The organism is Bosea sp. RAC05 (assembly GCF_001713455.1).
In the GTDB taxonomy this organism is placed as follows: domain Bacteria; phylum Pseudomonadota; class Alphaproteobacteria; order Rhizobiales; family Beijerinckiaceae; genus Allobosea.
This window is the reverse complement of the sequence record NZ_CP016463.1, coordinates 590,938-608,419: the sequence shown is the minus strand read 5'-3', so window position 1 is coordinate 608,419 and position 17,482 is coordinate 590,938. Positions and strand designations below refer to the sequence as shown.

Below are 17,482 nucleotides of genomic sequence, written 5' to 3'. Positions count from 1 at the left end.
GATCGGATCATGAGGAACGACATGAAGCACGTCGCAAGGCTCAAGAACTTCTACTATGCGGCGCTGGCCGCGATCACCCTCGAAATCCTGTCGATCGACGGCGCCCTGGCGCAGGCCGGCGGCGGCACGGCTTCCACCGTCGGCGATGCCGCGCAGACCGTGACCAAGCAGGTGACCAACATCGGCAAGCTCGGCGTCGCCGGCTGCTTCCTCGTCGGCATCTTCATGACCGGCGCCGGCCTGATGAAGCTGAAGGAGGCCGCGGCCGCCCACGGCCAGGGCCAGGTGAAGTACTCGGACGGCATCTGGCGCGTCGCGGTCGGCGCCGGCCTGGCGGCTCTGCCGGCGGTGGTGAACATGACCTCGAACTCGGGCGGTCTCGGCGGCGTCTCGATCACGAACGCCTCGGGCTTCTGATCAGCTCCCACCGGCTGCGGCGAACAGGAGAGCGGCAATGATGATCTCGCATGTTCTGCGTCGGGTCATCCCTGCCGCTCTCCTCGTTATGGGGCCTGCATCTGGCGCCTTCGCTCAAGGCGACACGTCGAATACGCTCGGCCAGAGCATCTTCGGCGCCATGGGCGACATGGTCGGGCCGATCCTGGTCGCGATCTCGTTCTTCGCGTTCCTCGTCGGCATCTTCCTGGTCGGCAAGGGCATCATGAAATTCAAGGACGCCTCCAGCCATCATGGCGGCGGCGTTGGCCCGGCAGCGTTCACGCTCATGGCCGGCGTGCTCCTCATCGCCCTGCCGGAAGCGTCAGGCATCGGCATGACTTCGGTGATGGGAACCGGCGGCCTGTTCGGCTCGGGCGATCTCCAGGCGGCGCGCGTCATGGACGCCGCCGACGACGGCACCGGCAAGGCGTCGACCATCACGCGCCGTGTGCTCGGGTTCACCACCCCCAAGGGGGTCGAGAACTGCCTCGTGTTCACCGGCACCGACAACCGCGCCGACGCCGTTGGCTGCATGGCCAAGAACATCGCCAACAACGTGGTTCCGGTCGGCATCATCGCGGTCTTCGCCTTTGTCTTCCTGGCGGGACTCTGGCAGCTCGGCAGCGCCTTCGGGGAGCTTGCCAAGCAGGAGCAGAACCGCGGCTCCCTGCCCAATGGCTGGTGGATGAAGGTTTTTACGGCCATCCTGATGATGAACGGACCCTTCCTCCTCCAGGCGGCATCGAAGTCGGTGACAGGCCAGGTTGGACCGATCGGTGGAACCGGGCTTCAGGAAGGCAGCAGCCTGCTGCGCTACACCAACGTCGGCGGCGTTTTCACTCAGTATGAGAGCCTGATCGGCTACTGCTTTACGATCCTGGCGCTTTTCGGCGTCATGGCGTTCGTACGCGGGCTTTTCATCATGAAGTCAGCCGGTGAAGGCCGATCCAACAGCACGATGGGGCATGGGATCGTTTTCATGGTGGCCGGTGTGCTGCTTGCCAATTCTAAGGTCAGCACATGCGTCATCATGAACACCATGATGGGCTCGGGCTTCGGCTTCTGCAGCTAAGATTCGGCGCCGGCGCCGTCAGCACGCTTCTGATCGGTTACCAGCAGGATCCGGCGCCAGGCCCGGGCGAGCGTGGTGAGAGCGAGCTCGGCCTGATAGCGTCCGATCATATCGCAGGATGTGATGGTTCCGGCCGGGCGACCACGCCACGCCTCGATCTGCAGGTGGATCGATCCACCATCGAGACCAATCCTGACCGCTGTGACACCGCGTGAGGGCAGGTGGCACCTGATCGTGCAACCTTCTGCCCGAAGAAGGACGGGTCCAGATGCCCGCAGCCGGGAAGCCATGTCGCGCGGCATCGTGCTGACGGCCAGACCAACCGCGTCCACCAGGGTCGACCTGAGCTTTGCCTGATCCTGGTCGCCACCGAAGACTGCCTCGAATGCCGCATCGACGAGCCCGTCGGTGGTCAGGCGCTCCACGATCAGGCCGCTGTTCGATAACGGCTGAAGTCAGCGACGACTGCCGAATTGGCGACGACCTCACGGGGGACTGTGAACTCGATGTAGTCGGCCGCCGGCTCCAGCCCAGCCTCGAGGATCGCTTCTCTCACAACCGCCAGAGCCGTCGACGTCCGCAAAGGCCCGCTGAAGGGGTAGCGCAACTCGATGCAATAGTGAGCCTGCGCGCCATCGACTTCGATCAGCTCGACGTCGACGACTTCCATGCCGGCCATACGCGATCGGATCCCGATCACCTTCTGGACGTTCTCCGGCGCCTCGTTTGCGGCGACCGAAATCATCGCATTGGCTGTCATCTCCAGCGCGATCTTGTACTCGTAGGCTGCAAGCACCTCCTCAGCCGGTACGCGCCCGCGGGGCGACCGAGCGAATGAAGCTCCACAGGGCAGGTTGACGCGAAAGTCCTGAGCATCGAAGGCCGCACGGGCCATCAGGCTGAGGCCATAGTCCAGCGACGTCGCAGCGCCGACAATCGGAGCGGATCCATTCTCACTGATCGGACCAGTGACGTGCCACTGGCCACTTGGCCCTTCATTGACCAGGGCCAATCTGAAATCGCCGCGCGACGATGTCGCGACGAACACGCCGTCGGCATCGAGCGTCATAAGCGCTGGGAGATGAGAATTCATAACCGTGATTCGATCCGATGTTCTATCCGGAAGGATAGATTGGACCAATCAAGGAACCCGTCAACGATTCTGACAGCGCCGGCGGAAAAGCCCGTGGATCGGATCAGGCGCTGAGCGCCTCGACCATCGGTTCATCGGCCGCAACGCTGGCGAAATCCTTCGGCTCGACACCCTGATCGACGATGTCCTGGATTTTCGCGATCGCGGCGAGAACGATCTCGTCGCCGGCGAGAATGAGAGCCTCGATCTTCTTGATGGCGTGGATCACCGTGGTGTGGTCACGCCCGCCGAACCGGCGCCCGATATCGCCCGTGGATTTCTTGAAGACGGACCTTGCGAAGTACATCGCCACCTGGCGCGGGATGATGAGGCGCTGCGCGCGGCTGGGGGAAACGAGATCCTCACGGCTGACGCCGAAGTAGTCGCCGGTGACGCCCTGGAGCCAGTGGATCGTGTGGCGCGTCGGGCGCTCGACGAGCTGAACCTCGGTCACGATCGGAGCCGCCGCCGAAGGCTGCTGCGTCTTGATGAACGGGATGGGCGCGGGAGCGATCTTCTTGTGCTGGACGGTGACGCCGCGGACGCGGAAACCGATCGAAACGACGTCGGGACGAAGCTCGCGCAGATGCTGGAGAATGGTCGAAGCATAGTTCGACATCACGTAGCGCGCCAGAAAGACGGTGGGGGTGCTGAGCTCGACGATGCCGGCGGTCTCGTCCTCGAACCGCAGCTGAGCCAGGAACTGGCAGAAAAACTCCGCCCCGATCTCAGCCTCGATCCGCTTGGCGGCGATGGGCCAGATAGCGTCCATGGGAATGACGGCCGGGCACAGATCCGAAGGCACCGAAATGCCGGCGGTGGCAGGAAGCGAGGACTGAACTGCGAACATGACAATGAACCACTTGAACGTTGACCGTGCATGGACATGACCATTTCCCGGGCCATGGTGTCAACAGGATCGAGCAATTAAATCTTCGCCGTTCCTACGCGCTGAAAGGTACGTTGTAGGAAAGCCACATTGGTCCTTACGGTCTGACGATCAGTCCTTGCCCGCGGTGTCTGCGCCGGGCTCAGTCGGTCGCAAACTCGACGGCTTTGTCGAGATCAACGCGGGTTACGCTTGAGACGCCGCGCTCCGCCATCGTGACACCGAACAGCCGGTTCATCCGGGCCATCGTCAGAGGCTTATGCGTCACCACGAGGAAGCGGGTGGCGTCATTGGCCGCCATCTGCTCGATCAGCCGACACAGCCGGTCGGTATTGGCGTCATCCAGTGGCGCGTCGACCTCGTCGAGCACGCAGATCGGGGCAGGGTTCGACAGAAAGGCTGCAAACACCAGAGCCATTGCCGTCAGGGCCTGTTCGCCACCGGACAGCAAGGACAGCACCTGAAGTCGCTTTCCGGGCGGAGAAGCGAAGATCTCCAGGCCGGCATGCAGGATGTCTTCGGACCCGACGAGGCGAAGATGTGCCTCGCCGCCGCCGAAGAGCCGAACGAACAGCTCACCAAAATGCCCGTCGATGAGACGGAAGGCTTCCTGGAGTTTGATCCGCGCCTCGGTTTCCAGATCGTGGATGATCTTGCGAAGCTTGAGGATCGTTTCGCGCAGCTCATTGCGAGCGGCCTCGATCTCGCCGAGCTTTTTCTCCTGCTCGGCCAGCTCCTCTTCGGCCAGGAAGTTTACGGCACCCAGTGACTCCCGTTCCCTTTCCAGCCTGACCAGACGCTGCTCGGCTGCCTGGATGGCAGCTTGCATCTCCGGCGGCCGATCCGGACACGGCGCAATCGTATCGAGCTCGCTCGGCTCGACCTGCAGTTTCTCGCGGATCTGATCTTCCACATTGCGCAGACTGGTGACCGCCTGCTCGATCAGCGCCAGAGACCTGGCCCGGTTCTCGCGAAGTGTGGCGAGCGCGGCCTCATCAGTGCGCAGTTTCATTTCGACGGCTTCGCGGGCCCGCTCGACCTCATCGAGGGCTCGGGCAGCAGCTTCCAGCTGCGATCTGCAACGGCGCACTTCATCGCGAGCCGCCTCGACGACCTCGGCGGGGCTGGCTGGGCGTTGCGCCGCTTCCGACAAAACGCGCTCGGCTTCCTCCGCGCGGTGATTGAGTTCTGCGCGTCGGCTCTCGGCATCTTTCAGCCGGCGATGCCAGTCAGCTTCCTGAGAGAGCAGGGTCCTGAAGCGCTGGTCGTTCAACGCAATCTGGGAGCGCAGTCGCTCGAACTGCGACCTGGCCGACTGCTCTTCCCGACGGGCGGCATCGAGGCGCCGCCGCGCCTCATCGAGCTTGCGAGCTGCTTCGTCCTCGGCAGACAGCTCTGCGAGGGCCTGCGATGCAACCAGCACCCCGGTGTTGGCTTCCGCCTTCTCGCCTCTCAGCAGCGACACCTCATTGTCGAGCAGTGCAAGCTTGTGGCGAATTTCCTCGCCGGCCTTTTCGCGCGCGGCAAGTTCGTCACGGGCTCGCCTCAGCGTGTCGAATGCCTGACGTGAGGCGCGGCGGGCGTCCTCTTCGGCGCGGCGCGCCTGCACAAGGCCGGCCTTGGCGGCCTCCGAACCCCGTCGCTGCGTCTCCAGGTCGCCGGCGGCCTGCTCGATCAGTGCCTTCAGCTCGCGGATGCGGGCAGCTCTCTTCAAAGCCTCGCCCGCCGATTGCGCCCGCTGTCGGCCCCTCAGCCCATCCCACCGGGCGAATGCTCCAGAGGGTGAGACCAGGATGACCCCGAAATCGACGCCCTTATCGGCGCGCTCAAATACCTCGGTGTCGGACTCGCACAGGATGGTTCGCGACAGCGCCGACTTCACCTCGACAGCGCCGTCCACGACAGCTGCGAGACCATCGTCGTCATGGTCGGTTTCGACCCACCAGATTTCCTCAGCGGGATCCGTTCCGGCTGACATGCCGTCGCCCAACGCGGCCGCGATGGCGCTCTCCAGGCCGGGCGGCACGATCAGCCGGTTTGCGACCGGATTTGCCGAAATGCCCTGTTCGCGAACGGCTGCAAGGCCTGCCAGTTCGGCTTCGGCCCGCGATTGGGCCGAGCTGAGCGCCCTCAGTGCTTCGAGACTGCTTTCCTCTGCCTGCCTGGCGAGGGCGAGACGCTCTTCTGCGGCCGCGAGCAGCTCCTCGGATCTGGCAAAGGCCTCCGTTGCTACCTCGGCCGCAGCGGCTGCTTCGGCCAGGCTATCTTCCGGCCCCTGTGACTGTCGGAGGTGAGTGAGCCGCATTTCGGTATCGGCGAGCCTGCGCTCCACCGCTTCCAGCCTGCGCATGGCATCGTCTCGCTGACGTTGCGCGGCAGCTCTCGTTGCCTGACGCGAGGCGAAATCGGCCGCCAGGGTCGAGACCTCGGCTTCGACGAAACGGGCCTGTTCCTCAGCGGCCTCAGTGGCAGCTGCGCCGCGCTCCAGCGCGGCAGGCGCATCCGCGCTCTCCGCTGCGAGTGCCTCGCGCTCGCGGGACATTTCGCTGATGGCTGCCTTTGCCTGAGCGATGTCGTCATCACCGCGTTTGCGGTCACCGGCGATCTCGACGACGCGGCGCTGGGCCTCCTGGAGCTCCTGCACCATGCGGAGGGCCTCAGCCTCGATCCCTTCAAGCCGCGCCGCTGCGCGCGCGTGGGCTGTCTCCTGGTCAGATCGAGCCTGGCGCGCCGGCACAAGCAGCGCCATCGCCTCATCACGCTGCCGCTCAGTCGCGCGAACGACCAGAATGGCTTCTTCGACCAGCTTGTCGCCGCTGGCGTGCAAATCGCGCGCTTTCGCTTCGGCATCGACGGCATCGAGGCGTTTCAGCTGCATCACGCCTGCAAGGGCTTCCTTCACGCGCCCATCGATCTCTCGACGACGCGCAACCTGCCTTGCCTGACGGCGCAGAACCGCAACCACCTCACCGGATTGAGCGATGGCGTCATCGGCGCGAAGGAGGTTCTGCTCCGTCTGCCGGACCTTGAGGTCTGCCTCGTGGCGCCTGGACGACAGGCCCGAGACGCCCGCCGCCTCCTCGAGGACAATGCGGCGATCGGCCGGTTTGTCCTGGATGAGTTTGTTGACCCGCCCTTGACTGACGATGGCTGGCGATGTCGCACCGGCCGCATTGTCCTGGAACAGGACCTGGACATCCCGCTGCCGGGCAGGCCGTCCGTTGACGCGATAGCTCGTGCCCTGGCCGCGGTCGATGCGGCGCGACACTTCCAGAATGTCTGCGTCGTTGAATTCGGGGGTAGCAGTGCGCCGACGGTTGTCGAGGACGATTACGACTTCGGCGACAGAGCGTGCGCTGCGCCTTTCGCTGCCGGCGAAGATAACGTCATCCATCCCCTCGCCACGCATCCGCCGGGCCGAGGTCTCACCCAACGCCCATCGCAGAGATTCGAGAAGATTGGATTTGCCGCAGCCATTGGGCCCGACAACGCCGGTTATCCCAGGCTCGATCGGGATCTCGGCTCGATCCGCGAAGCTCTTGAAACCGTCGATCTGCAGGCGATCAAAGCGAAGCGGCCTACGCCTCGCCGATGGAGCGAGAGTTACGCCGACCGAACCCGAGTCTGCCCCCTCGCTGTCGGCGGCTTCATCGGCTGGCAGCGGTTCCTGGCCGTTGACGTCGGTCCGGTCCTCCATCGCGTCGGTCACTTGGCCGGCGTGCCGCGTGCCTTGTCGATGGCAACCTGGATGCGGTCGGCCGAAACGGCGCCACGGAACAGCCCCTCACGCCCGGCGCCGACGACCATCACGAAGGGCGTGCCATTGATCTTGCCGCGGTGGGTCAGCTCCAGGCCGCTGGCAATCACGCCATCGAGCTCAGCGCGCGTGGTTCCCGACGAAATCTCGCTCTTCAGTGCCAGCATCGCGTCCTGGCCGATGACCGTGGTGGCGATGCGATCGATGCTTTCGGTCGTCAGCGACTGCTTCTGCCCCATCAGCAGACGATCGAACTCGCTATATCGACCCTGATGCCGCTTCCAGACCATCGTCGCCATGCGCGCGGCATAGTCAGATGACGGGGACAGGAAAGGAACATACCGACGGACGACTTTCAGGTCCGGGTTTTTGGTGATCAGCCTGGCGATATCGTCTTCCATGCGCCTGCAGAAGACGCAATTGGCGTCGATCACCTCGACGAGCACGACAGATCCGCTCAACGATCCGAGCACAGGCGTCCATTTGCCGGGATCGGCGAGCTCGGATTCGAGCTTCAGGACGATATCGTCGGCGACCTGCGCTTCCCGCTCCTTCTCCTTGGCCACATAGGCATTGATTGAGCGCAGAACGACATCCGGATTGACCTCGATCCATTTGCGGAGCGCCTGCTCGAACTCAGGGCCTTCGAAAGGACCGGCAGCCGAAGCCCCAAGGGGGGCGCTCAGTGCGAGGCAGCCAGCGAGTGCGAGGCTTTTGAGAATGGTCGCGATACGCATTGGTATTCCGATCGAATCGTGTGACGCGCTCGACTTGAGGGCAATCCATCAGAAGCGTCAATGGAACGATGCGCCGATCCATTGAATCTATGGTGGATGCGCCCGGCCAGGAGCCGCAATCCAGACTTGGCGTAAAGGATCAAGCGCTGAGAGCTCGCGGCCATTAAGGATACAGTAACCTTTCCATTCAAAATTCAAGGAATGAGATTTAGAAGCAGATTCGATATGAGGAGGCGAGCGTGATCATTCCATTCAACCATCACCGCACGACCAACGCCCTGATCGATAGCGGATGCGGCGTCGTGGAAATCGATTTCAGCCGCCCCGACCTCGTGCGCGTCTCGGCTGCATCCCTGAACCCGCCCTGCATCGCGGGCGCCCCGGTCATTCTATCGATGAAACTGGGCTACCGGCTCGAAAGCTCAATGCATGAGCTGGTCTGCGACTCGTGCCCGCTGGTGTCGACGCATGACGGCTCTAGGCCAAAACGGGCGGATTGGATGCCGATCGTTGAAGCCGTGCACCAGGCTGCAGTCGCCTTCATCCGTGACAACGGCAGGCTCCTGACACTGGCTCGCATCGCAGCCCTCGAACGCAAGCGCGAGACGATTGCCGAAGACGAGCGCGCGCTCGCCGGTAAGCTCGACAGCGTCAGGAGCGAGCGCGCCGAGATCGACGCCGAAATCGCAATCAGGAGACGCGCGATGGTCGGGCGCGTCGCCTGATCTGTCCTCAGGAACGAGCGCTTGCCCGCGGCTTCATGCCGAACCGGCTGCGCCAGAACGGCTGCTTCGGGATCGGCTCGACCTGCGGTGCCGGCCACGGCAGGAACGCCTTCGACAGACGCAGCCCCTGACCCTGGTAGTTGCTGCCGGATCCGTAGAGCTGAGAGGGCATGCTGGCCATCCGCTCGTAGACAATGCGGCACACAGTCTGCCGATGGGTCACGAGAAATGGCACATCGTGCGGCCGAACTTCCAGCACAGCCCGGCTCGGGGCATCACATCCAAATCCCGGATCCATGAACCCGGCGTAGTGAATTCGTGCCTCGGCAATTCCGGCATCGAAGGCCACCATTTCGGCTGCAAAGCCCGCTGGCACGCACATCGCCTCATGGGAGGCGAGGATGTAGAACTCGTTGGGTTCGAGGATCACGCCACCGGCCTGAAGCCGAAGCGGCTCCCAGAAATCGAGAGGATCGAGAGCGCCGACCGCATCGACGTCGATTGCGCCTGCGTTGCGACGCGCTCGGAATCCGACAGGACCTGCCTTCGGGGCGAGGTCGATTGTCAGAGCCAGTCCCCCTCGCAGCATCGCATCGCCGCCCTGGAGGAAGGGGTGACCTCCATCGGCCCGCTTTTCGAGAGCGAATATCTCTTCGTCGCTGACGACAGCATGACCGCTGCGAAAGCGCATCTGCGCGAGGCGGCTGCCGGGCCGCACGATGATTGGAAACGTGCGGGGAGCGATTTCGAGCCACAGCTTCCCGGTATAGCCGGCGGGCACATCGTCGAACGACGAGAAGCCGTCGCCGATGACACGAACGAAGACGTCGATGCGCCCAGTCGAGCTCTTGGGGTTGCACCGGGCCGAGACGGCCGCCGGCAGCCGCAATTCGTCGGCCAGTGCGACGAGGTAGACACCTCCCGGTTCGAGCACCGCACCATCGCCGAGCGAGAAGGACTTGATGGCAAGCGCATGAATGAAGTCAGCGACCTTGCCCTCCTGTCCAGGCAGGAAGCTTGAGCGGACGCGAACGGCTTCTCCTGACAGCGCCAGATCGAGGCTCGCGGGCTGGATGCGGCTTTCGTCGGCCGGCCGCACAGATCCGCGCTGCATGAGTGCGCGGATATCCGCGTCCGACAGGACGCCGGCAACCCCCTCATCGAAGGGCCTGATCTGACCAGCAAAACCCAATGCAACATCCTCCAGCCGTCGGCGATTCGCCATTCGAGATCGGCACAATCGCAATGATCCACGGCTACATCAAGAACAGAGGAAACAATCCTTGACGCTATCCTCAGGCAGCTTTCGTATGAGTGGGCACCGGTTGAATCGCCGTGGCTAACCCTATCAGGACGCAGGCACCGACTTGGATCAGATCATCAGCGAGAGCCATGTCGGGAGGGCATCGACGCGAGGGGGCATTGCCTCGGGCGAATGCACCATCATGCATGGCGATTGCCGCGAGCTGTTGGCCACGATCGCGCCTGGATCGATCGATCTCGTCATCGCCGACCCGCCGTACAACGAGACCAAGCTGAAATGGGACAAGGAGGTCAAGGGCTGGCTCAAGGCCTTGTTGCCGCTGATGGCCCCGCACGCCTCTCTCTGGTGCTTCGGCAGCCTACGCTTCTTCATGAACCACAAGGACGAGTTCTCACCCGACTGGTCGATCATGCAGGAAGTCGTCTGGGAAAAGCAGAATGGGGCCGGCCCGCCCGACAAGGGACGGTTCAATCGGGTCCACGAGCTCATCGTTCAGTTTCGTCCGACCGCGGTTCCGCCCAACCAGATCCGAGCGCATTCGCCGATGACCTTCGACGCGGTTGCCAGGAAGATCACGGCGCGCAAGGGGCCCGGCCACCGCGGCGAATACGCCAGCACCGGCTATGAGACACAGGACGGAGGAGCCCGCAGAGCCAGGAGTGTCCAGCGGTTCAAGTCGATGCATCATGCGGCTGTTCATCCGACGCAGAAGCCGGGTGAACTCGTGCGGATGCTGATCGAATCCTATTCAAATCCCGGCGACCTAGTGCTCGACCCCTTCGGCGGATCGGGGACGACAGGTGTCTCGGCCTTGATGGCTGGCCGGCGCGCAATCCTGATCGAGAAACTCCCCCATTTCGTTGCCCTATGCGAGCAACGCATCGAGGAAGCGACCCTTCAACCCGAACTCATCTTCGGCTGAGGACACCCCATGCAGATCCTGTTTCGCCCGCGCTTCCCTGATCCTCACACGGTTGCGCGCGCTCCGCGATGGCAGGACTTCAGTGACGCAATCAGCCGAGACCATTTCGACCAGGCCGTGACCGCCTATGAGGAGCTGGTCAGGTCCTGGGCGCAGATCTTTGGCCTTCGCAACTCGCAACTCGACAGGGCAGCCGATCTGGAGGACTGGAGCGAGAGTGCGGTTCGGCTCGTAAGCTGGGCCAAGTCCGGGCTCCCGGTCTACATCCTCGACCATTCCGCCTGCCTCGACTGCCTTCCGGTCGTGGCGACCTGGAACACGCATTCCCCCTTGAGCGCCAACAGCCCCGCGATATTCAGCGGAACCCCACTGCGGTTCGACCCCATCTTCTCGCGCGCCTATCCGGGTAAGAGCCCTCTGGCGACCTTGGCCTGGCCTCATGAAGGCGTGCTGGGTCGAGGCGGTTCCTACTGGCGCAGTCCCGCCTTGCTTGCTGCGCTCAACCGTGCGGCGATCGTCTCTTCGGGGGACGCTGACGGGGAGCGAGGGTACGTCGCCTCGACGCGATCGCTGATCGACCGCGGCTGCCGCGATTTGATGGCGAAGATCATCTTCCAGCCCAAGTACCAGGCTCCGGCACAGCTCCAGTTCCGGCCCGGCCCGGAGGCGCCTTCCGACCGCGGTATCCAGAAGGCCTTCTTCCAGGCGTTCGATGCCAACCTGATGGATTGTGAGGAGCGCGAGACCTGCTTCCTGATCCAGGAGCGTGTCCCGATGATCCACGAGTACCGGATCTGCGTCGTCGGTGGCGAGCCCGTTGCAGGCGCAGGCACCATCGAATGGCTCAGCCCCATTTTCCGTCGCGATACAGACGGGGCTTTCCATACCCTCGTCGAGGGAAAGCGGAGCGACCGGCAGGTTCGCGATATGCCCAGCCTTATCGGACGCTATGTCAGTGAGGCGAGGCGCTTGTGCGCGTCACTTCGTGCCGAATGGGGGAAGGGCGCTCATCCCTTCACCAACTGCACCATGGACTTCGCGATCAATGCCGACACCCAGGAGGTGTGCCTGATCGAGACCGATGCTCTCGACAATTCCGGGCTCTACGCCCTGGACTTCGCGCAGGTTGCGGCAGCAATCCTGACTGAGGTGTCATCCGTTTACGGTTACGGCCTTGCCGCAGGACCATGGATGGCGGCGACGAATTCCCGGATGAGCTCGGCCGCCATGGTCTCGGACGCCACAGCGTCGCGCAGATAGATGCGGCCGCGGCCAGAAAGGCAGCTCTCGAACGGCGCCACGGCCGACGGCATGTCTTCAGGCAGTTCGGCGATGATCATGCCGGCGCCGCTGATCATGAGCGAAGCCTTCTTGCCTTCCAGCTCGAAAGTGATCGTTGCGCCGCTATAGGCGGTGATGTCCTTCTCCTTGAGCGTCAGCTCAGCACCGATTTCGTCGCGAACGTCGGCCACGATCTCGCGCAGCTTCTCCAGATCTGGCGACGCCTCGACCTGGATCACCTGCGGGTGGAATTCGCGCAGCAGGTTGTTGGATACCTGCTGGTTCGCCAGGCCATAATCTGGCGCCGATGCGGGCTTCGGCATGGCTTCGACGTGTTTGACGTCCTGGGCCAGCATTTCGGCCGGCCTGTAGAGGCCGTAGCTCTTCTCGAACGGCGATTCCTTCGGAGGAGACAGGCCAATGGGCCAGCATTCGTTGCCGCGAACCAGGAACTCACCGCCGACCAGCGCGTGGATTTCGTCGCCAGGCAAGGCGTTGCGCGCTTCCTTGACCGTCGTCAGCATACGCGACGAACCGACATAGGCATTCGACGGACTGATGCCGATGCTGCGCCAGATCCGGAATGGTTTGATGACCTTGAAGTAGCGGTTATGCACGGACAACTCCTTGTTCTGAAGACAAGGTCAGTCACGGCAACGAAAGCGACAAACAGCGCGATTCGTGGGTTTCATCGCGCCATGGAAGATCTGCCTCACGCATCGTTCGTGGAGGCCCACCGTGTCACAGGCTCTTGCTTCAGAATTCACCGCTCGCAATGCCGCGTTTCGCGAGGACGTTGCGGTGGGGGAGTACGACTACGCAGCTCCCGATGCGCGGTTTCGCGACATCACGGCGCGCCTGGGCCTGAGCGCATCGCCTGTCGCATCGACCCTCGCCAAGCATGTCGGTTCAAAGCCCGTCTATTTCGGTGACTGGGCCAACCACCTGCTCGCCGAGCGGGCGCGCAGGGCGATGGAGCAGCTGAGTCAAGCCTCGATCGCGGCGGCTTCGACCGAAGCGGCTGCGGCCGGCCCGGATGCGCCGGTTGCGGAGTTCACGAGCGGCCTGATCGCCAATGCGGCGCCGTCGGCGCCTGGTGCCGGTGCCGAGCGGGTTGGCGAGATGATCGCTTCCGTGACAGACGAGGCGCAGCTGGTTGCGCGCCGGACGATCAAGGAGATGATCGGTGCCATCCGTCATCGCCGGCAGACGCTTCAGCCGCTCGCCAAGTTCGTCTCGAAGGGAGCGACCGTTTTCGTCGGCGGCGGGGCCGAGAGGGATGCCAAGCCGGTTTTCTCCACCATCAAGCAACTCGGCGCGCTCGGGCTGATCGCCTCATTCGCCGTGACCCTGGTCCCGCACGAGGCGGAAGCCCGAAAGCGCGACCGGGTGATGGCGATCCTGGGCGGTGTCGCCGCCGGCCTGGTCGCACCCAAGGTCTACGACATGATGGTCAACGGGCATCCGCAGGGCGGCTATGGCGGCGCCTATCCGGCTCCGGCCTATCCGTCAGCGGGCCCCGTCTATCCGGCGCCCTATCCCGCCTATCGGCCCGATCCCTATGCAGGCAGCGGCTACGGCGCGACGTCCTACGGTGCCGGTCGGCATACGGGTCCGATCCCGATGTCCGACCAGATGACCCTGGCTGCGAAGGCCACTGTCGCGATCTCCGTCGGCAGTGTTCGCCGCGCCGATGCCATCGTCGACCAGGCGACGCAGCAGGGCATGGCCTGCGTCCGCCGTTTCGGCCCCGAAAGCCGCTGCCTGATCCAGACACAGGGTGTCGTGATGGATTTCGGCCGTGGCGCGTTCACTGCAACGCTCCGCGGCAACGTCATCGCGCACGAGGCCAATGGGCTGTTCTCGTCCGACAACCGGATCCTGCGCGGCGTCTGGGACGAGGCCAAGCAGATCAAGCTGGCCGAAGATGGATACGGCCGACGCCCGATGCCGCGCTACTGAGGTTCGATGCATAGAGACCAAAAAGGCGGGCTTCGGCCCGCCTTTTTCGTTTCAGAGCCCCAGCCCAGTAAGGTCGTGATCTACGACCGACTCCGGTGGCCCGATGATCTCTGCCACTGTCAGCGCGCCCATGGCGAACTCTTGGGATTGAGCGCCTCGAGGCCAGTCTGTGTCGCCATATGCACGATAGGCCGCCAGATAGGCGTTGAAAGCCTGGGCACATGCAGCGATCTCGCTGTCATCGGGCGAGATGGCCGGAAGTGAGGCCGCTGCCCTCTGCAGATCGACATAGGCAGCGAGCAGCTCGAACGGCGTATCCCCCAACACGGCTGGCTTCATCGCATCCCGGATGTCATCAGATGCCGATTTGAAGCTGTCTGCTCTCGGATCGGGAACGAACTGAGCGTCGACGATCGCGACGGTACCAGGGTCGACCTCCAGCTCTTTGACCTTCGGCTGCTGCGTGCCCGGCGGGAACTGCTCCGCACGGCGAGCCAGCAACGAGGCAAGCTCGCAAGCCTCCTTGGCCTGATCGCCTCGAAAGCGGATGCACGACGAATGCTCGAAGCCTGGAATGATCAAACTGACGCGGTGAAGGCCGTAGGCCATCGACGCTGACCCGGCCGCGGGCGACCAGACAGGCGGCGGGGAGGCCTTATGGATGATCCCGTCGATGACCAGAATATCCTGATCGAAAATTTTGGCTGCGGCGACCGACGCTTCGAGCCAGGCATCGCTGATCAGCTTTGCTGTATCGAACCCTTCGAGATTTGAGGCTGTCGACTGGATGCCGCGTCCGCCTGTGACAATCGGGAAGTCGGACCAGCTGTCGTTTGGGTTCGCCAGTGCCTGCTGCACGGCCTGCTGAAAACCGGTGACGGCTACCGGGCAACCAGCGTTGTCGAGCAAAGGCCGAAAGAGGCGGCCTGCCACTTCCCTCCAGTCGAGATCGATCGGAGGTCGCAGCCGTGCCCTTAACGAGACAGCGATGGGTGCACGGGCGGACTCTATTCCTTGTAAGCGAACGGGTAGATCTCGTCGCAAATAGACCGTGGATAGGTCGCGCGAGCGACCAAACCGAACGCTGACCGCATAAGGGACCGGAACATGAATGATGGGGTCCATGGGGCTCACAGGGCTGGGAGATGGGTCAGGGCGTCGTCTGCTTCCGGCAGCAATTCCTGCACGCGCAGCAGGTCACCGCGGATCGCGAGATCCGTTGCATGGGTCTCGATCAGCCGGGGAAGATTGCCGTGGCAGTTCAACAGCCCGTTGAGCAGCGCATCGAGGCTGCGCGCCGCGCGAGCAGGCAGATGAACGGAATAAGGCTCATCATCGAGTTGGCGCAGCTCTGCCCAGCTCATCAACACATCCGCGGGAAGGCTTTCGAAGCCCTTCAGGCCTTCCTCTGCGGTTTTGATGCGCAGGTTCCGCGTGAGCATCTTCGACCAGTGTTTGATGGGGTCGAACTTGAGAATTTCCGGCCTCATGACCTCGTAGCGGCATTCTCCGAAGTTCGTCGAGGCATCATCCCCGAGCTTGGCCTGCCCCAGGTCGATGTCTGAGCGCAGCGTGAAATGCCCGGATCGATCGAGCACAGCCTTGGTGAAGGCATTGGCCTGCTCGATCTGATCCAGCCTGAAGCAGTGTATGACCCGGTCGTTGAGGTGCTGGTTTTCGACATCGAGGTCGGCATCCTGACAAAAGCGAGCAGTGCCGGAGCCATCACCGCCACGCCAACCGAACACAACCGGCTCCATCGCAAGACACCAGGGCGAGCCGTCGATCAGGACGAGGTTTGCCGCCAAAGACTGCGCCTGCTGCTCACCGATGTGGCGCTCATCGCGGATGACCTCACGCGAAATCAAACTCTCGACCGGAGGAGAGCTGAGCATGCAGCCTCGGCGGTCAGTGACATGCAGGCGATAGGTCTGCGGGTCGAACGGATTGCACTGCCATTCACGACGTCGCCCGCCATCACGCAGGTACGTCGCCAGCTCCTGAAGGTCCGCGATAGGGCGCCCTTCGGTTCCGAACAATCGCTGGAAAAGCCGGCCTCCGACGTCCCGGTAGATGACCTCTTGATCGGGCTCGATGGACCAGGTCGTCTTCAGGGCGACGGGCGCGTCATCGACAGAGAGTTCCTCGATCTCGACCGGAAATGTCGAGCGCACACGCAATCGCGTTGGATTGCGGTGGCCCTTGGCGACGTGCTCATAGGGGTAGTCGATGCTGGGCCAGACGATTGCCATGGCGCCCTTCCGCAATTCGTCTCAGCTCAGGATGACCCCGTCAGCGTGGAGGCTGAGGCGACGGAGCATCGCGATCGTCGATGATCAGCGTCCAGCCTGGAACCGTCAGATCCTCGGCGCCGGTGAAGACGCCAGCACTGATCGAAGAAATCTGGAATCTCCCCGGAAAGAAGCGCTCCATGCTTTCGACGATATCGTCGCTGTCGGCTCCGTGAGGCATGACCATCAGGAACTTGCGGCCGGTGTCATCCATGATGAGCCAGGCGGCGGTGTCACCGTCCGGATCCAGCTCCGTCTCGCTCAGCTTGACGATGGCTCCAGGCTTGACGACCTCGCTTGCGGGCATCTTGCCCGACCGGAACACCGTACCACCGACCCCGTAGGTCTGGTCCTGCCCCTGAAGGTGTCGCCTGTCGAGGGCGACAGCCCCCATCCGAACCCTGGTGACGGTCGTATAGCGCCGCCCGGCGCCGAGATCGCGGTTCTGAATGTCGAGCCAGACATCGTCTGGCAGATCCATCGCTCCGATCCCGACCTTGTTGGGCAGGCCCTCGCCGCGGAGGATCACGACGCCGGCCCGCTTCGATTCGAGCGAGGCTGTCGTTTCCAGTGTCTCGCCGACGCCATCGAGGTTGGGGCGCATTCCGGTCTCCGTCGCAATCAGAAATCCAAGGATTGATTGCTAATCCAGAGCGGTGAAAGTCTCCAGCCGTTTCACAGCACGCATGGTGACCAGGACGGGGACAGCGCGACGGGCGGCAATCGCCGCAGCTCGGGCGATCTTGGTCTCGGCGATGTCGGCCGGATACGACATCAGCTCGACTTGGCCTGTCAGAGCGCAAATCGCGGCCATTTCGGCAGCCAGATCGACGTCCTTGACCAACGCGCGGCTCAGAACGTCCGCAATATCGCCGGCCTCCGCCCCGCGATTGATGACGATGATCGTCTGATGGACGGGCCTGGTCAGGCGACGCCGAACAGACCCGCCTGGCTTGACCGACATGACAGAGCTCCGGATTCCGATGAAGGAATGATCGAGCAATCAATCAAA

Annotated in this window: 17 protein-coding genes; 6 read left to right on the top strand and 11 right to left on the bottom strand. The window is 63.3% G+C overall.

What is annotated here, in order from left to right:
• Positions 1–21 precede the first annotated feature (21 nt).
• Together BSY19_RS03100 and BSY19_RS03095 are read left to right on the top strand one after the other, a co-directional pair.
• Positions 22–417, top strand: a complete 396-nt coding sequence (locus BSY19_RS03100; protein WP_069052830.1) for a hypothetical protein — start codon at positions 22–24, stop codon at positions 415–417.
• A 244-nt stretch (positions 418–661) separates the two neighbouring features.
• Positions 662–1,510, top strand: coding sequence for a hypothetical protein (locus BSY19_RS03095; protein WP_150129458.1), 849 nt, complete (start codon positions 662–664; stop codon positions 1,508–1,510).
• Here the strand turns inward: BSY19_RS03095 and BSY19_RS03090 are convergent.
• The 5 genes from BSY19_RS03090 to BSY19_RS03070 form a co-directional block, all read right to left on the bottom strand.
• Complete coding sequence (locus BSY19_RS03090) at positions 1,507–1,935, bottom strand: hypothetical protein (RefSeq protein ID WP_069052828.1); 429 nt, start codon at positions 1,933–1,935, stop codon at positions 1,507–1,509. The genes BSY19_RS03095 and BSY19_RS03090 overlap by 4 nt on opposite strands.
• 2 nt (positions 1,936–1,937) lie before the next feature.
• Positions 1,938–2,579, bottom strand: coding sequence for a hypothetical protein (locus tag BSY19_RS03085; protein ID WP_069052827.1), 642 nt, complete (start codon positions 2,577–2,579; stop codon positions 1,938–1,940).
• Positions 2,580–2,706: 127 nt separating this feature from the next.
• Complete coding sequence (locus BSY19_RS28555) at positions 2,707–3,492, bottom strand: helix-turn-helix domain-containing protein (protein WP_083247352.1); 786 nt, start codon at positions 3,490–3,492, stop codon at positions 2,707–2,709.
• A 181-nt stretch (positions 3,493–3,673) separates the two neighbouring features.
• A complete protein-coding gene (locus BSY19_RS03075; protein ID WP_083247351.1) occupies positions 3,674–7,240 on the bottom strand; it encodes an AAA family ATPase in 3,567 nt (1,188 codons plus the stop codon).
• Positions 7,237–8,025 carry a thioredoxin domain-containing protein gene (locus BSY19_RS03070; protein ID WP_069052825.1) on the bottom strand — a complete coding sequence of 263 codons (789 nt, stop codon included), beginning with the start codon at positions 8,023–8,025 and terminating at the stop codon, positions 7,237–7,239. Before BSY19_RS03070 ends, BSY19_RS03075 begins: the two co-directional genes overlap by 4 nt.
• Positions 8,026–8,420: 395 nt before the next feature.
• On the opposite strand from BSY19_RS03070, the gene BSY19_RS03065 reads away from it, so the two are divergent.
• A complete protein-coding gene (locus tag BSY19_RS03065; RefSeq protein ID WP_150129457.1) occupies positions 8,421–8,750 on the top strand; it encodes a hypothetical protein in 330 nt (109 codons plus the stop codon).
• Between the two features lie 7 nt (positions 8,751–8,757).
• On the opposite strand, the gene BSY19_RS03060 is transcribed toward BSY19_RS03065, so the two are convergent.
• Positions 8,758–9,975 (bottom strand): 2'-deoxycytidine 5'-triphosphate deaminase, encoded by a 1,218-nt coding sequence (locus tag BSY19_RS03060; protein WP_083247350.1) that lies wholly within the window; start codon positions 9,973–9,975, stop codon positions 8,758–8,760.
• A 244-nt stretch (positions 9,976–10,219) separates the two neighbouring features.
• On the opposite strand from BSY19_RS03060, the gene BSY19_RS03055 reads away from it, so the two are divergent.
• Positions 10,220–10,936: a DNA-methyltransferase gene (locus BSY19_RS03055; RefSeq protein ID WP_171905072.1), complete on the top strand. Its 717-nt coding sequence runs from the start codon at positions 10,220–10,222 to the stop codon at positions 10,934–10,936.
• A gap of 9 nt (positions 10,937–10,945) precedes the next feature.
• On the top strand, positions 10,946–12,196 hold the full coding sequence (locus BSY19_RS03050; RefSeq protein WP_069052822.1) for a hypothetical protein: 1,251 nt from the start codon (positions 10,946–10,948) through the stop codon (positions 12,194–12,196).
• On the opposite strand, the gene BSY19_RS03045 is transcribed toward BSY19_RS03050, so the two are convergent.
• On the bottom strand, positions 12,103–12,834 hold the full coding sequence (locus tag BSY19_RS03045; protein WP_069052821.1) for a hypothetical protein: 732 nt from the start codon (positions 12,832–12,834) through the stop codon (positions 12,103–12,105). The two genes, BSY19_RS03050 and BSY19_RS03045, sit on opposite strands and share 94 nt — an antisense overlap.
• A gap of 121 nt (positions 12,835–12,955) precedes the next feature.
• On the opposite strand from BSY19_RS03045, the gene BSY19_RS03040 reads away from it, so the two are divergent.
• The gene (locus BSY19_RS03040; RefSeq protein WP_150129456.1) at positions 12,956–14,179 is read left to right on the top strand and encodes a hypothetical protein; all 1,224 of its coding nucleotides are present in this window, start codon (positions 12,956–12,958) and stop codon (positions 14,177–14,179) included.
• A 51-nt stretch (positions 14,180–14,230) separates the two neighbouring features.
• On the opposite strand, the gene BSY19_RS03035 is transcribed toward BSY19_RS03040, so the two are convergent.
• From BSY19_RS03035 to BSY19_RS03020, 4 genes are all read right to left on the bottom strand, one after another.
• Positions 14,231–15,304 (bottom strand): hypothetical protein, encoded by a 1,074-nt coding sequence (locus BSY19_RS03035; protein WP_150129455.1) that lies wholly within the window; start codon positions 15,302–15,304, stop codon positions 14,231–14,233.
• Between the two features lie 5 nt (positions 15,305–15,309).
• Positions 15,310–16,431, bottom strand: coding sequence for a hypothetical protein (locus BSY19_RS03030; protein WP_069052818.1), 1,122 nt, complete (start codon positions 16,429–16,431; stop codon positions 15,310–15,312).
• Positions 16,432–16,471: 40 nt separating this feature from the next.
• A complete protein-coding gene (locus tag BSY19_RS03025; RefSeq protein WP_150129454.1) occupies positions 16,472–16,951 on the bottom strand; it encodes a hypothetical protein in 480 nt (159 codons plus the stop codon).
• A 162-nt stretch (positions 16,952–17,113) separates the two neighbouring features.
• On the bottom strand, positions 17,114–17,434 hold the full coding sequence (locus BSY19_RS03020; protein WP_150129453.1) for a hypothetical protein: 321 nt from the start codon (positions 17,432–17,434) through the stop codon (positions 17,114–17,116).
• Between the last annotated feature and the right edge of the window lie 48 nt (positions 17,435–17,482).